Source organism: Nonomuraea gerenzanensis (assembly GCF_020215645.1).
GTDB classification, from domain to species: domain Bacteria; phylum Actinomycetota; class Actinomycetes; order Streptosporangiales; family Streptosporangiaceae; genus Nonomuraea; species Nonomuraea gerenzanensis.
This window is the reverse complement of record NZ_CP084058.1, coordinates 8,849,336-8,863,703: the sequence shown is the minus strand read 5'-3', so window position 1 is coordinate 8,863,703 and position 14,368 is coordinate 8,849,336. Positions and strand designations below refer to the sequence as shown.

The window sequence follows — 14,368 nt, the reverse complement described above, 5'->3', positions numbered from 1 at the left end:
TGATGGGGAGGATGGCGTGAAGCTGGCGGTCAGCACGCTGGGGATGCCCGGCGAGGGGCTGGACAGGGCGATCGAGGTCGCGGCCGGGCACGGTTGCCAGGGGCTGGAGCTGCGGCTGCATCCCGACACCGGCGTGCACGCCGGCCTCGACGCCGCGGCCAGGGCATCGGTGCGGGAGCGGATCGAGCAGGCGGGGCTGCGGATCTCCGCCCTGGCGGGATATGCCGGCATCTGCGAGGCGGGCCCGGACGAGCCGGTCGTCGAGGCCCTGCGCGCCGACCTGCGGCTCGCCGCCGACCTCGGCGCGCCCGGCGTCCGGGTGTTCCCGCGCGGCGACGACCTGGCCACCGGCGCCCGCCGCCTCAAGGCCGTCGCCGGTACGGCCGGCGACCTCGGCCGCCGCGTGCTCGTCGAGACCCACGACCACCTGGCGACCGGCGAGGGGGTGGCCGCGCTGCTGGCCGAGGCGGGCTGCCCGGAGACCACCGGCGCGATCTGGGACCTGCTGCACCCGTGGCGCCACGGCGAGCCGCCCGCGCGGACGCTCGCGGCGCTGCGCCCGTATCTCGACTACGTGCAGGTCAAGGACGCGGTCTCGGCGCAGGACACGACCCCGGTGCCGATGGGGACGGGCTCGGTGCCGCTGGAGGAGGCGGGGGAGCTGCTGCGGGCCGACGGGTTCGGCGGGTGGGTGTCGCTGGAGTGGGAGCGCACCTGGTACCCGCAGGTGGCCCCGGTCGAGGAGATCCTGCCCGGCGCCGCGGAGTGGGTACGGCGCTTCATCCCCTAGCGGGCCGCACCGCTTAGATGGGGGTATGTCCGCTTTTACAAGCAAGGTGCTCGTCGTCGGCATGGACGGGCTCAGGTTCGACCGGCTGCTCGCCCTGGACGCCCCCGTCCTGGCCGGGCTGAGGTCCACCGGCGCGTACGGCACCAGCATGCTCCCCTACGGCGAGGCCGGCACCCCGCGCACCGAGTCCCCCGGCGAGGTCGTCCCCAAGACCCCCGAGCCCGGTGACGGCGGCCGGGTGATCAGGTCGAGGACCGACTCGGGCCCCGGCTGGTCGTCGATCGCCACCGGTGTCTGGCCGGACAAGCACGGTGTCGTGGACAACGGCTTCGCCGGCCCCCGGTTCCAGAGATTCCCGGACTTCCTGACGCGGGCCAAGCGCGCCAGGCCCGAGCTGACCACCTCGGCGTTCTTCTCCTGGGCCGCCCTGGCCGAGCACGGAGCCTTCGGCCCGGCGATCGACCACCGGTTCGTGCTCGACGGGTACACCGTCGGCTGGGCCGCCGCCGACAAGCAGGTCGCCGAGGCCGCCGAGCGCCACCTGGCCGAGGACGACCCGGACGCGGTCTTCGTCTACCTCGGCGACACCGACGAGGTGGCCCACGACCTCGGCCCGCACTGCCCCGAGTACGCCGTCGCCCTCCAGACCCAGGACGCCTACCTGGGCCGTCTGCTCGACACGATCCGCGCGCGTCCGGGGTACGCGGACGAGCGCTGGACGGTGCTGGTCACCACCGATCACGGTCACGTGGACGCGGGCGGGCACGGCGGCACCTCCGACGAGGAGCGCACGGTCTTCGTGATCCTCAACCGGCTGGGCGAGGACCTCGGCGGGCGCCCGCTCGGTGAGCCCCGGCTGGTGGACGTCGGGCCGACGGCGCTGGCCGCGATCGGCGTGCCCGCCGAGCCGGACTGGGACCTGGACGGCCGCCCCCTGCAACCCTGATTCATCGCGTGTTGAATTCTTGGCCGGAAAGCGGAACACTGGGGTGACGGGACGCTGAACGGCGGGAGAGCGTGCGATGAAGACCACGGTCCTTGACTTCTCGGAGATCGACGCGGGCATGCTCGCCGAGGTGGGCGGCAAGGCGGCCAACCTGGGCGAGCTGACCGCTGCGGGCCTGCCGGTGCCGCCCGGCTGGGTGCTCACCACGGAGGCGTACCGGCAGGTCGCGCAGGGTCTGCTGACCAGCGGCGACGACCTGGCCGAGCGGGCCAGGCGGCACCTGCTGGAGGCCCCGGTCCCGGACGCCGTGCAGGAGGCGATCGTGAAGGCGTACGCGGGGCTCGGCGACGACGTGCCCGTGGCCGTGCGCTCCTCCGCCACCGCCGAGGACCTGCCGTTCGCCAGCTTCGCCGGCCAGCAGGACACCTTCCTCAACGTGGTGGGCGCCCAGGCGGTGGTGGAGGCCGTACGCCGCTGCTGGGCCTCGCTCTGGACCGACCGCGCGGTGGCCTACCGCGAGTCCAACGGCATCGACCACGCCGCCGTCCGGCTCGCGGTGGTCGTCCAGCGGATGGTGGACGCGCGAGTCGCGGGCGTGATGTTCACCGCCAACCCGGTGACGGGCAGGCGGCGCGAGAGCGTCATCGACGCCAGCCCCGGTCTCGGCGAGGCCGTGGTCTCCGGCGCGGTGAACCCCGACCGCTTCCGCGTCTTCGACGGCGAGATCCTCGAACGCCACGCCGGCGACAAGCGGCTGGCCATCCGCTCCCTGCCCGGCGGCGGCACCGAACGCGTCGAGACGGCCGAGCCCGGCCTCTGCCTGACCGACCGCGAGGTACGCGGGCTCGCCGCACTCGGCGCCCGCGTCGAGGCCCACTACGGCGCCCCGCAGGACACCGAGTGGGCCATCGACGGCCACGGCACGCTCTGGCTCACCCAGGCCAGGCCGATCACCACGCTCTACCCGCTGCCCGAGCCCACCCGGCCCGGCCTGCGGGTGTACTTCTCCGTCAACGTCGTCCAGGGCGTGATGGGGCCGCTGACCCCGATGGGGCAGTCGGCGTTCAAGGTGATCAGCGCGGGCGGCGCGGGCCTGGCCGGCCACCGGCCCGCCGACCTCCTCGGCGGCGCCGGCTTCCTGACGGTCTCGGGGGAGCGGCTCTGGCTCGACCTCACCACCGCCGTGCGCAGCCGTCCCGGCCGCGCCCTGCTGCCCCGCGTGCTGACGCTCGGCGAGGCCCGCGCGGTGAGCGTGGTGGAGCGGCTCTTCGAGGACCCGCGCCTGAGCCAGGCGCACACGTCCGTCCGGCCCTTCCTGCGGGGCCTGGCCAGGTTCGCCCGCAACCTGCGCCTGCCGCAGCGGGTCCTGAAGGCGCTCACCCGGCCGGACCAGGCCCTCGCCGCCACGGTGACGACCGGCGAGAGGCTGGACGCGAGGCTCCGGGTGCCCGGCTCCGCGACCCCAGCACAGCGCCTCGACCACGCCGAACGGGTCCTGGCGGGCACCTTCCCGCTGATCATCTCCATCATGCCGACCGTGGTCACCGGCTACGGCCTGTTCGCGCTGGCCTCCAAGCTCTCCGGTGTGCCCGTGGCCGAGATGAGCGACGTGCTGCGCAGCCTGCCGCACAACCCGACCACCGAGATGGACCTGGAGCTGTGGCGGCTGGCCACCCGCATCGAGCCGGGCCCGTTCCGCGAGCTGTCCGTGCCCGAGCTGGTCGAGCACTACCAGGAGGGACGGCTCCCGCCGCTCGCCCAGCGCGAGATCGCCGCGTTCCTGGACGAGTACGGCCACCGCGGCGTCGCCGAGATCGACCTGGGCGTGCCGCGATGGTCGGAGGAGCCCGGCCACATCCTCGGCGTGCTGGCCAACTACCTGCGCATGGACACTGGAGTACCCCCGTCCGAGCAGTTCGCCGACGGAGTCCGGCAGGCCCGCGCGACGATCGCGCACGTGGCCGCGCGGGCCCGGCGCAGGGGGCGGTGGCGGGCCCCCGTCGTGCGCTTCGCGCTCGGGCGCACCCGCCGGTACGCCGGGCTGCGCGAGCTGCCCAAGTTCTACCTGGTCAAGACGCTGGCGGCGGTCCGCCGCAGCCTCCTGGTCGTGGGGGAGCACCTGGTGGGCCTGGGCGTGCTGGACTCCGCGCAGGACGTGTTCTTCCTGGACCTGCGCGAGACCAGGGCCGCGCTGGCGGGAGGCGACCTGCGGGCGCTGGTGGCGGAGCGGCGGGCCACGTACGAGCGGGAGCGGCGCCGCAGGCACGTCCCCCGGGTGCTGCTCTCCGACGGCACGGAACCGGAGGCCCTGTCGCAGCCCGGCGGCGACGGCGGGATCGCCGGCACGCCCGCCTCCCCCGGCACGGTCACGGGCGTGGCCAGGGTGGTGCTCGACCCGATCGGCGCGCACCTGGAGCCGGGCGAGATCCTCGTCTGCCCCTCCACCGACCCGGGCTGGACACCGCTGTTCCTGACGGCGGGCGGGCTGGTGATGGAGATGGGCGGCGCGATGTCCCACGGCGCGGTCGTGGCCAGGGAGTACGGCATCCCCGCCGTGGTGGGCGTGCCGGACGCCACCCACCGCATCACCTCCGGTCAGCGGATCACGGTGAACGGCGCCGCCGGGACGGTGACGATCGACGAGTGACGGCATCCTCCGGATGGAGGATGCCGCGCGCACGAACGGGCGATGCCGCCGCGCGCCTCCCGGCGGGAGGCTCGGAGCATGACGGTGATCGAGCTGGAGGACCTCCACAAGGCCTACGGCTACAACCGCGCCGTGGACGGCGTGTCGTTCGCGGTGCGCAAGGGCGAGACGTTCGGCGTGCTCGGCCACAACGGCGCGGGCAAGACCACCACGGTGGAATGCCTGTCGGGCCTGCGCAGGCCCGACTCGGGGACGGTGCGCGTGCTGGGCCAGGACCCCGCGCGCCGCCGGCGGGCCCTGGCCCAGCGCATGGGCGTGCAGCTGCAGGAGGGGGAGCTGCCCGACAGGCTCAGGGTGGCCGAGGCCATGCGGCTGTTCGCGGCCCTGTACGAGCGGCCGGACGACTGGGAGGCGGTGCTGCGGCGCTGGGACCTCGGCCCGATCGCGGCCAAGGCGTACGGCGACCTGTCCGGCGGGCAGAAGCAGCGGCTCAAGCTGGCCCTGGCCCTGGTCGGCGGGCCGGAGCTGGTGGTGCTCGACGAGCTGACCACCGGGCTGGACCCCGTGGCCCGCCGGGAGACGTGGACGCTCATCGGCGACCTGAAGGCGGCCGGCACCACGGTGGTGCTGGTGAGCCACTACCTGGACGAGGCAGAGGAGCTGTGCGACCGGGTGGCCGTCTTCCGCCGGGGCAAGGTCGTGGCGCTGGGCAGCCCGCGCGAGCTGATCGGCCGCACCGGGACGGACTCGCTGGAGGCCGCGTACCTGGCGCTGGCGGAGGAGGGGCGATGAAGGCGTTCGCGCACCTGTCGGCCACGGAGCTGCGGCTGCTGTCCAGGGATCCCGCCACGCTGTTCTTCATGGTCGCCTTCCCCGCCATGCTGCTGCTCCTGAACGGCAGCAACGACCGCCTGGAGGTCTTCGTGCCCGGCTACCTGGCGATGGTGCTGGCCATCGGCGGGATCTCCACGCTGCCCGGCGTCATGGCGAGCTACCGGGAGCGCAAGGTGCTGCGCCGCCTGGCCACCACCCCGATCTCCCCGCTCGTGCTGCTCACCGCGCAGATCGCGGCCCAGCTCGTGATGGCGCTGGCGGGGGCCGCCATCCTGATCGGTGTGGCGATGCTCGGGTTCGGGGTGGCGCCGCCCGCGCACCCGGCCGCGCTGGTGCTGTCCTTCGTGCTGTGCGCCCTGATGTGTTACGCCATCGGCTTCGTGCTGGCCGCCCTCGCCCCGCGCGCCAGGACGGCGGACCTGATGGGGCTGCTCGTCATGTTCCCCATGATCTTCCTGGCGGGCGCGGCCATCCCGCGCGAGGGCGTGCCGGGGGAGCTGCGCGAGATCGGCGCGTACCTGCCGCTCACCCAGGGCGTCACCGCGCTGCGGGAGAGCTGGCTCGGCGACCCCGCGCCGATGCCCTTCCTCATCCTTTCGGCGATAATCGTGCTCGGCACCGCCATCGCGGTCGCACTGTTCCGCTGGGAGTGATCGGACGTTGGACGAGGCAGGCTGGCCCCGGGTCTTCCACCTGCTCTTCTACACCTGCCTCGCGATGGCGGCGACGATCGCGACCGTGCAGGACGGGCCCGACCCCCTCGGGCTCGGGCTGACGGCGCTGCTGGGCGCCTGGTACACGTTCTTCATCGCCCGCCGGCCCGCGCTGCTCGAACGGTTCAACCCCATGGTGTGGCACTTCCTGGTGCTGGTGGGGCTGAACTACGCGCTCGTCCGGACGAACTCCTCCTACCAGGCGATGTCGTACGGCCTGATCGCGATGCCCTACCTGCTGCTGCCGGGCCGGTGGGGCTACGCGGGCGCGGTGCTGTTCGTCGTGTCGAGCGCCGCCGCGGCCGGGGCGTTCGAGGCCGCCCGCGACGATCCGGCCGTGCTGGCCTACGTCCTGGGCAGCACGGCGCTGACGCTCATCATGGGCCTGTTCACGCACGAGCTGGTCAAGCACAGCGAGCAGAACCTGGTCGTGGGCGCGCTGGAGGAGCGGGCCAGGCTCGCCCGCGAGATCCACGACACGCTCGCCCAGGGGTTCAGCGGCATCATCGCCCAGCTCGAAGCGGCCGAGCAGGGCATCGACGACCCCGAGGCGGTGCGCAGGCGCATCGCCCAGGCCAAGCGACTGGCCCGCGACAGCCTCAAGGAGGCCAGGCGGTCGGTGGACGCGCTGCGCCCCGAGCCGCTGGAGCGGGCGCCGCTGCACGAGGCGCTGAAGGCCGTGGCCGGGCGCTGGTCGGCCGCGACCGGCGTGCCCGCCACCGTCTCGGTGGACGGCGAGCCGCGGCGGCTGCCGGAGGACGTGGAGGCCACGCTGCTGCGCGCCGCCCAGGAGGGCCTGGCCAACGTGGCCAAGCACGCCGGCGCCCGCCGCGCGGTGCTGACGCTGTCGTACATGGAGGAGGAGGTCACCCTGGACGTGCTCGACGACGGCGCGGGCTTCGACCCCGCGGGCACGGCCGGCGGCTACGGGCTGATCGCGATGCGCGAGCGGGCCGCGCGCTCGGGCGGCACCGTCACGGTGGAGTCGGCGCTGGGCGAAGGGACGGCGTTGTGCGTGAGCATCCCCTGCGCCTGATGATCGTCGACGACCACCCCGTGGTCCGCGACGGGCTGCGCGGCATCTTCGACGGCGTGCCCGGCATCGAGGTGGTGGCCGAGGCGGGCGACGGGCACGAGGCCCTCGCCCAGGCCAGGGCCACCGAGCCCGACGTGGTGCTGATGGACCTGCGCATGCCGGGGCTCGACGGCGTGGGGGCGATCGAGCGGCTGGCCGCCGACCATCCGCGGATCAGGGTCGTGGTGCTGACCACGTACGACACCGACGCCGACGTGTCGCGGGCGCTGGCCGCCGGGGTGGCGGGCTACCTGCTCAAGGACGCGCCGCGCGAGGAGCTCCAGGCGGCCGTGCGCACGGCGGCGGCCGGCGGGCGGGTGCTGGCCCAGCGGATCACCTCGCAGCTCATCGACGGCCTGGGCCGCAAGCCCGCGGCGGCGCCGACGCCCCGGGAGCTGGAAGTGCTCAGGCTGATCGCGCGCGGGGCCGCCAACAAGGAGGTGGCGCGGGCCCTGCTGATCAGCGAGACCACCGTGAAGACGCACCTCAAGCACGTCTTCGCCAAGCTCGGCGTGGACAACAGGGCGGCGGCCGTGGTGGCGGCGATGGAGCGGCGTCTCATCTGACGCCGCCCTCTGCCTCAGGCGAGCACGACCTCCTCGTAGCGCGCCTTCATCGTGGCCACCACCTCGTCGGGGTCGGCGGCCCAGACGTCGGCGTTGAAGATCTCCACCTCGACGTCCCCGGTGTACCCGGCAGCCTGGACCGCCGCCGTGATCGGCCGGAAACCGATCACGCCGTCGCCCATCATGCCCCGCCCGAGCAGCACGTCCGCGGGCAGCGGGTGCAGGTAGTCGCACACCTGGTAGCTGGCGATCCGGCTGCCGGCACGCGCGATGTCCTCGAACAGGCGCGGGTCCCACCACACGTGGAAGGTGTCCACGACGACGCCGACCTGCTCCTCGGGGTGCGGCAGGCTCAGCTCCAGCGCCTGCCCCAGCGTGGAGATCACCGCCCGGTCCGGGCAGTAGATCGGGTGCAGCGGCTCCAGGGCCAGCCTGACGCCCCGCTCCCCGGCGTACGGCGCCAGCTCCGCCAGCGCCTCGGCCACCCGCTCGCGGGCCCCGGCCAGGTCACGGCCGAAGGCGGCGGGCAGCGGCTCGCCGGGCTTGACGCCGGGCAGCCCGCCCACGACCAGCACGAGGCAGGCCGCCTCCAGCTCGGCCGCCTCGTCGATGGCCCGCCGGTTGTCCTCCAGCGCCCGTGCGAAGGCCGTGCGGCCCTCCTCGCCCGGGAGCCCGCCCGCGGTGAGGAAGCCGCCGCGGCACAACGACGACACGCGCAGCCCGGCCGCCCGCACGAGCTTGACGCTCTCGGCGAGCCCCGTCTCTGCGACCTTCTCCCGCCACAGCCCGATCGCCTCCAGGCCGTGCCGCACGCAGCCGTCCACGGCCTCCGGCAGCGTCCAGTGCCGGGTCGTCCACTGGTTGAGAGAAAGGCTCACAGCCCGTTCACCGCCAGCAGGGCCTTCATACGGCGCACGGCCAGCTCCTGGTCGGCCAGCAGCCCGGCCTGGTCGGCCAGGCGGAACACCTCCGACAGGTGCAGCAGCGAGCGGGCCGACTGGGCGGCGTTCACCATGGCGAACGCGTCCTGGTGGCCGTTCAGCCAGGCCAGGAAGACGATGCCGGTCTTGTAGTGGTAGGTCGGCGTCTCGAAGATCTTGCGCGACAGCGGGACGGTCGGCGCGAGGATCTCGTCGTACTGGGCCAGCAGCCGCTCCCGGCCCTCGTCGGTGCAGGACGCCTCGGCCGCGTCCAGCACCTGCAGCGCCGCCGCCGCGGCCGGGGCGATCGCGTCGAAGATGCCGAGCAGCGCGTGCGAGCCCGACTTGATCAGCGACGGGTAGTTGAAGTCGTCACCGGTGTAGAGCTTGACGCCCTCGGGCAGCGCGGCCCGCAGCCCGATCTCGTGCTCCTCGTCCAGCAGCGACACCTTCACGCCGTCCACCATCGAGGCGTTGGCGTGGATCAGCTCCAGGAACGACTCCGTGGCCGCCGCCACGTCGCGCGAGCCCCAGTAGCCGGCCAGGTTGGGGTCGAACATCTCGCCCAGCCAGTGCAGGATCACCGGGCGCTCGGCCACGCCGAACAGCTTGCCGTAGACCTGGTGGTAGTCCCGCGGGCCCGAGGCGATCCTGGCGAGCTGGCGGGAGGCCATGACGATCACGCCGGCGCCCGCCGACTGCACGGTCTCGATCTGCTCGGCGTACGCCGCGGTGACCGCGTCCAGGGTGCCGGCGTCGGGGTCGTGGTCGGTGCCGGCGCCGCAGGAGACCAGCGTGGCCGGCTCGCCGAGCGAGCGGGCCTCGGCGGCGCTGCGCCGGATCAGCTCCCTGGTCGCCGCCCAGTCCAGGCCCATGTTGCGCTGGGCGGTGTCCATGGCGTCGGCCACGCGCAGGCCCAGCGACCACAGGTGGCGGCGGAAGCGCAGCGTGGCCTCCCAGTCCACGGCCGCCGGGGCGCCGGGCGTGTTGTCGCCCAGCGGGTCGGCCACCACGTGCGCGGCGGCGTACACGATGCGGCTGGTGGCCGGCCGGTCCACGGCCGGCCAGGTCGTGGGCTCGCTCAGCGGGTACGAGCCGAACCCGGGCAGGTCGATCCTCACAGGCCCGGCACCTCGATCCTGCGGCCCTCGGCGTTGGAGCGCAGCCCCAGCTCGGCGAGCTGCACGCCGCGGGCGCCGGAGGCGAAGTCGTTCGGGAACGGCGCGTCCTCCAGCACGTGCCGGACGAACGCCTCCCACTGGATCTTGAAGCCGTTGTCGAAGTCGGCGTTGTCGGGCACCTCCTGCCAGCCGTCGCGGAAGCGCGCCGTGGCGGGCAGGTCGGGGTTCCAGACGGGCTTGGGGGTGGCGGAGCGGTGCTGGACGCGGCAGTTGCGCAGGCCCGCGACCGCGCTGCCGTGCGTGCCGTCCACCTGGAACTCGACCAGCTCGTCCCGGTTCACGCGGACCGTCCAGGAGGAGTTGATCTGGGCGACGATGCCGCCCTCCAGCTCGAAGATCCCGTACGCGGCGTCGTCGGCGGTGGCCTGGTACTGCTTGCCCTGCTCGTCCACGCGGGCCGGGATGTGCGTCACGGCGCGGGCGTAGACCGACCGCACGCGGCCGAACAGGTTCTCCATCACGTAGTGCCAGTGCGGGAACATGTCGAGCACGATGCCGCCGCCGTCCTCGGAGCGGTAGTTCCACGACGGGCGCTGGGCCTCCTGCCAGTCACCCTCGAACACCCAGTAGCCGAACTCGCCGCGCACCGACAGGATGCGGCCGAAGAAGCCGCCGTCGATCAGCCGCTTCAGCTTGAGCAGGCCGGGCAGGAACAGCTTGTCCTGGACGACGCCGTTCTTGACGCCCTTGGCCGTGGCGGCCTCGGCCAGCGCGATCGCCTCCTGCGTCGATTCGGCCGTCGGCTTCTCGGCGTAAACGTGCTTGCCGGCCTCGATGGCCTTGAGCACCGCCTTCACCCGGGCGCTGGTGACCTGGGCGTCGAAGTAGATCAGGTTGTCGTCGTCGGCGAGTGCCGCGTCGAGGTCCGTGGTGAAATCCGCAATGTCATGCTTTGCCGCGATATCTGCAAGTTTGTCGGCGTTGCGGCCGACCAGTACGGGCTTGAGCTTCACCCTGGAGCCGTCCGAGAGCGTCACGCCGCCCTGCTCGTTGATGGCCAGGACGGACCGGACCAGATGCTGACGGTAGCCCATCCGTCCGGTGACGCCGTTCATCACGACGCCGATGGTGCGCACGCTCATGAGGATCCCTTCGGGCACAACGTTTGGAAAGCGCTTTCCCGAACGGTACGGCCGGGCCACCGAAGGCGTCAAGTAGCGCGAACCTCAGGTGGGCCTGCCGGACCTCCGGCCGGGGCGCCCGCAGCCGAGCTTACGGCGCGCCGCGTGCCCCCAGCCTGGACAGGGCCTTGGCGATGGGCGCGGCCGTGAGCGAGAGCTGCCACTCGCGGGCGCCCAGCTCGCGCAGCCTGGCCGTCACGCTCTCCTCGGTGACCTCGGCGGGCGGCTCCCAGGTGAGCCTGCGTACGGCGTCGGGCTGCAGCAGGTTCTCCGTGGGCATGTGGTGCTCCTCGGCCAGGGCGGCGACCACGGCACGGGCCGCGGCCAGCCGCTTGGCGGCGGCGGGGTCGCGGTCGGCCCAGCGGTTGGGCGGCGGCGGGCCGTCGCCGGGGGTGCTGGGCTGGGGGAGCTGGTTGTCGGGCAGGTTGCGGGCCCTGGCCACGGCGGCGAGCCAGTCGCTCATGTGCCGGCGCGCACTTCGCCCGGTGAATGCCGAAATTTCGGTCAAGGCCTTCTTGGTGCGCGGCCCTTCCAGCGCGGCGGTGACGATCGCCGCGTCCGGCAGCACCCGGCCAGGGGCGAGATCGGCCTCACGGGCGATGCGGTCGCGCATGGTCCACAGCTCGCGCACGATCGCCAGCGCGCGCACGTTGCGTACCTTGTGGATGCCCGACGTGCGCCGCCACGGGTCGGAGCGCGGCGCGGGCGGCGGGGTGCCGAGCACGGCGGCGAACTCCTCGCGAGCCCACGCCAGCTTGCCCGACTCCGCCAGCTCCTGGTGCAGCACGTCGCGCAGCTCGACCAGCACCTCCACGTCGAGCGCGGCGTAGCGCAGCCAGTCTTCAGGCAGCGGCCTGGTGGACCAGTCGGCCGCCGAGTGGCCCTTCTCCAGCCGCAGGCCGAGCACGGTCTCGACCATCGTGCCCAGCCCGACCCGCTCGTAGCCGAGCAACCGCCCGGCCAGCTCGGTGTCGAACATCACGCGCGGCTTGAACCCCACCTCCATCAGGCACGGCAGGTCCTGGGAGGCGGCGTGCAGCACGATCTCCGCATCGGCCACGGCCTGGTCGAGCGCGGACAGGTCGGGGCACCCGATCGGGTCGATCAGCGCGGTGCCGGCCCCGGCCCGGCGCAGCTGCACGAGGTAGGCGCGGTTGCCGTAGCGGTAGCCGGAGGCACGCTCGGCGTCCACCGCGACGGGGCCGCTGCCGGCGGCGAACCGCGCCACCACCTCCGCCAGCCCGGCGGCGTCGGCGACGACAGCGGGTATGCCGTCGCGCGGCTCCAGCAGCGGCTCCACTGTGCGTTCTTCTGTCATGAGCTCACCGACCTCATGACGCTGGTGCTGTCTTGACTGGTGCCCTCACTTCGTTCGGTCACTCTCCGGATCATCACGTCGGCGGGGCAGGGCGGCCACGTCGGGGGGGAGCGGCGGCATGCCCGCCGCCAGGCACATGAGGTCGCACCAGGCGGCGACATGGCCGGACAGATCCTCCTGCGCGGGTGACCATGAGGCCCGCAGCTCGAGCTCCGTCGTGACCGGGTCGTCGGCCTTGTTGCCGAACCCCTCGGACACGGCTCTTGTCACGGTACCGCCAGCGGCGGAGTAATCGGCTTGATGTGCGTCGAGAGACTCGGTCAGCCAGCTCCACGCGACGGGCCCGAGCAGCGGGTCGGAGGTGATCTCCGGCTCCATGTCGGCCCTGACGTAGGCCACCAGGCGGAACGGGCCCTCCCAGCCGCGCTGGCCGTCGGGGTCGTAGAGCAGGATCAGCCTGCCGACGGCGAGCTCGTCGTCGTCGCGGTAGACCGACGCGCCGATGGCGGCCGAGTAGGGGGCCAGCCGCTGCGGCGCGGGCAGGTCCTCGAGCTCGATCTCCGGCCTGACCTCGGCCCGCCGCAGGCTGTCCGCGGCGCGGGTGAACGCGGCCGGAGGCGGCGGCTGGTCACCGAGTGTCATAGCGGAAGCGTAGGTCGAGGACGGGCGGAAGGGGACCACGGGGGTGCTCATCCTTCGGAGTCAAGCCGCTGCCGTAACCAGCTGGCGTGCCGGGCGGATGGTCTCGGCGGTCGCGAACACCATCGCGTGGCCGCAGTCGACGCAGGCCCACTCGGGGCACTGGCCCGGCTCGTGCCCGTCGAGGCACGGCGGCTGCTCGAACGCCCGCTCCTCGGCGCAGGAGGGGCAGCGCTCACTGCGGCGCTCTGGGGAAGTCCACAACGCGGTCATCGCACGAGTCATCGAACCGGGGCCTTTCTTCGGGTCGTGGCTCCGACGTTGGCACGAGCCGCTGACAATTCCCCGCAACGCGCTCGGCGTGTCCCGAAAGTGGTCGCTGAATCGATGCCGCGCGGTGACTTGGGGAACATTTGGCCCAGTCGAGACCGGCTCTCTGGCCGGACATGGGGTGTGTTCGACCCGTGTGCGGTGCCGATGCCGAGCAGACCGGTAAACCTTCATCTGGCTATCTGATCATGATTTGGGGTGTCCAATGCATCTTTTTCCGACACCCCGGGCTCCAGTCGGCAGCCACTACCCTGGTGGGGTGAACCTCGCCGACTCAGCGTTCCTGCGTGCCTGCCGCCGCCAGCCCGTCCCGCACACCCCTGTCTGGTTCATGCGCCAGGCCGGGCGGTCGCTGCCGGAATACCTGAAGGTCCGCGAGGGCGTGCCGATGCTCACCGCGTGCGCGACGCCCGACCTGATCGTCGAGATCACCATGCAGCCCGTGCGCCGCTACGGCGTCGACGCGGCCATCTTCTTCAGCGACATCGTGGTCCCGCTCAAGGCCATCGGCGTCGACCTCGACATCAAGCCGGGCGTCGGCCCCGTCGTGGCCGACCCGATCCGCGACGCCGAGGGCCTCGACGTGCTGCGCCCGCTGGAGCCGGGCGACGTGTCCTACGTCACCGAGTCGATCCGCGCTCTGACCGCGGAGCTGGGCGGCACCCCGCTGATCGGCTTCGCCGGCGCGCCGTTCACGCTCGGCTCCTACCTCATCGAGGGCGGCCCGTCCAAGAACCACGACCGCACCAAGGCCATGATGTACGGCGAGCCGCGGCTGTGGCACGAGCTGATGGAGCGCCTGTCCGGCATCGTGACCGAGCACCTGCGCATCCAGATCGAGGCGGGCGCGTCGGCGGTGCAGCTCTTCGACTCCTGGGTCGGGGCCGTGGCGCCCGACGACTACCGCGAGTTCATCCTGCCGCACACCAGGCGCATCTTCGACAGCGTCGCGGGGGTGCCGCGCATCCACTTCGGCGTCGGCACGGGCGAGCTGCTCGGGGTGCTCGGCGAGGCCGGAGCCGACGTGGTGGGCGTCGACTGGCGGGTGCCGCTCGACGAGGCCGCCCGCCGGGTCGGGCCGGGCAAGGCGCTGCAGGGCAACCTCGACCCGGCGATCCTGCTGGCGCCGTGGGAGGTCGTCGAGCGCAAGGCGCGCGAGGTGCTGCGGCGGGGCGAGGCGGCCGAGGGGCACGTGTTCAACCTGGGGCACGGCGTGCTGCCCTCGACCGATCCCGACCAGCTCAAGCGCCTCACCGACCTGGTGCACGAGCACGGGCGCTGACCTCCC

Annotated in this window: 14 protein-coding genes; 8 read left to right on the top strand and 6 right to left on the bottom strand. The window is 73.1% G+C overall.

From position 1 onward, the window contains the following. Positions 1–16 precede the first annotated feature (16 nt). From LCN96_RS41220 to LCN96_RS41190, 7 genes are all read left to right on the top strand, one after another. Entirely contained in the window at positions 17–790 is a 774-nt protein-coding gene (locus LCN96_RS41220) for a sugar phosphate isomerase/epimerase family protein (protein ID WP_225267836.1), read from the top strand. Positions 791–815: 25 nt separating this feature from the next. After that, complete coding sequence (locus LCN96_RS41215; RefSeq protein WP_225267835.1) at positions 816–1,736, top strand: alkaline phosphatase family protein; 921 nt, start codon at positions 816–818, stop codon at positions 1,734–1,736. A 76-nt stretch (positions 1,737–1,812) separates the two neighbouring features. Beyond that, positions 1,813–4,383: a PEP/pyruvate-binding domain-containing protein gene (locus LCN96_RS41210; RefSeq protein WP_225267834.1), complete on the top strand. Its 2,571-nt coding sequence runs from the start codon at positions 1,813–1,815 to the stop codon at positions 4,381–4,383. A gap of 78 nt (positions 4,384–4,461) precedes the next feature. Then, on the top strand, positions 4,462–5,175 hold the full coding sequence (locus tag LCN96_RS41205; RefSeq protein WP_225267833.1) for an ABC transporter ATP-binding protein: 714 nt from the start codon (positions 4,462–4,464) through the stop codon (positions 5,173–5,175). Continuing rightward, positions 5,172–5,870: an ABC transporter permease gene (locus LCN96_RS41200; RefSeq protein WP_225267832.1), complete on the top strand. Its 699-nt coding sequence runs from the start codon at positions 5,172–5,174 to the stop codon at positions 5,868–5,870. Before LCN96_RS41205 ends, LCN96_RS41200 begins: the two co-directional genes overlap by 4 nt. Positions 5,871–5,877: 7 nt before the next feature. Further along, positions 5,878–6,966, top strand: a complete 1,089-nt coding sequence (locus LCN96_RS41195; protein WP_225267831.1) for a sensor histidine kinase — start codon at positions 5,878–5,880, stop codon at positions 6,964–6,966. Beyond that, complete coding sequence (locus tag LCN96_RS41190; RefSeq protein WP_225267830.1) at positions 6,942–7,571, top strand: response regulator; 630 nt, start codon at positions 6,942–6,944, stop codon at positions 7,569–7,571. The genes LCN96_RS41195 and LCN96_RS41190 overlap by 25 nt, the downstream gene beginning before the upstream one ends. A gap of 14 nt (positions 7,572–7,585) precedes the next feature. Here LCN96_RS41190 and LCN96_RS41185 read toward each other — a convergent pair whose 3' ends face one another. From LCN96_RS41185 to LCN96_RS41160, 6 genes are all read right to left on the bottom strand, one after another. Next, entirely contained in the window at positions 7,586–8,449 is an 864-nt protein-coding gene (locus LCN96_RS41185; protein ID WP_225267829.1) for a sugar phosphate isomerase/epimerase family protein, read from the bottom strand. Continuing rightward, positions 8,446–9,612, bottom strand: a complete 1,167-nt coding sequence (locus LCN96_RS41180; RefSeq protein WP_225267828.1) for a dihydrodipicolinate synthase family protein — start codon at positions 9,610–9,612, stop codon at positions 8,446–8,448. Before LCN96_RS41180 ends, LCN96_RS41185 begins: the two co-directional genes overlap by 4 nt. Further along, positions 9,609–10,754 carry a Gfo/Idh/MocA family protein gene (locus LCN96_RS41175; protein WP_225267827.1) on the bottom strand — a complete coding sequence of 382 codons (1,146 nt, stop codon included), beginning with the start codon at positions 10,752–10,754 and terminating at the stop codon, positions 9,609–9,611. The genes LCN96_RS41180 and LCN96_RS41175 overlap by 4 nt, the downstream gene beginning before the upstream one ends. 130 nt (positions 10,755–10,884) lie before the next feature. Next, on the bottom strand, positions 10,885–12,111 hold the full coding sequence (locus LCN96_RS41170; protein ID WP_225267826.1) for a ribonuclease D: 1,227 nt from the start codon (positions 12,109–12,111) through the stop codon (positions 10,885–10,887). Between the two features lie 45 nt (positions 12,112–12,156). After that, positions 12,157–12,753: a DUF3000 domain-containing protein gene (locus LCN96_RS41165; protein WP_225267825.1), complete on the bottom strand. Its 597-nt coding sequence runs from the start codon at positions 12,751–12,753 to the stop codon at positions 12,157–12,159. 60 nt (positions 12,754–12,813) lie between these two features. Further along, positions 12,814–13,014 (bottom strand): hypothetical protein, encoded by a 201-nt coding sequence (locus tag LCN96_RS41160; RefSeq protein WP_225267824.1) that lies wholly within the window; start codon positions 13,012–13,014, stop codon positions 12,814–12,816. 271 nt (positions 13,015–13,285) lie between these two features. Between LCN96_RS41160 and hemE the strand changes: the two genes are divergently transcribed. Further along, positions 13,286–14,362, top strand: coding sequence for a uroporphyrinogen decarboxylase (hemE, locus tag LCN96_RS41155; RefSeq protein WP_397351793.1), 1,077 nt, complete (start codon positions 13,286–13,288; stop codon positions 14,360–14,362). Positions 14,363–14,368 lie beyond the last annotated feature (6 nt).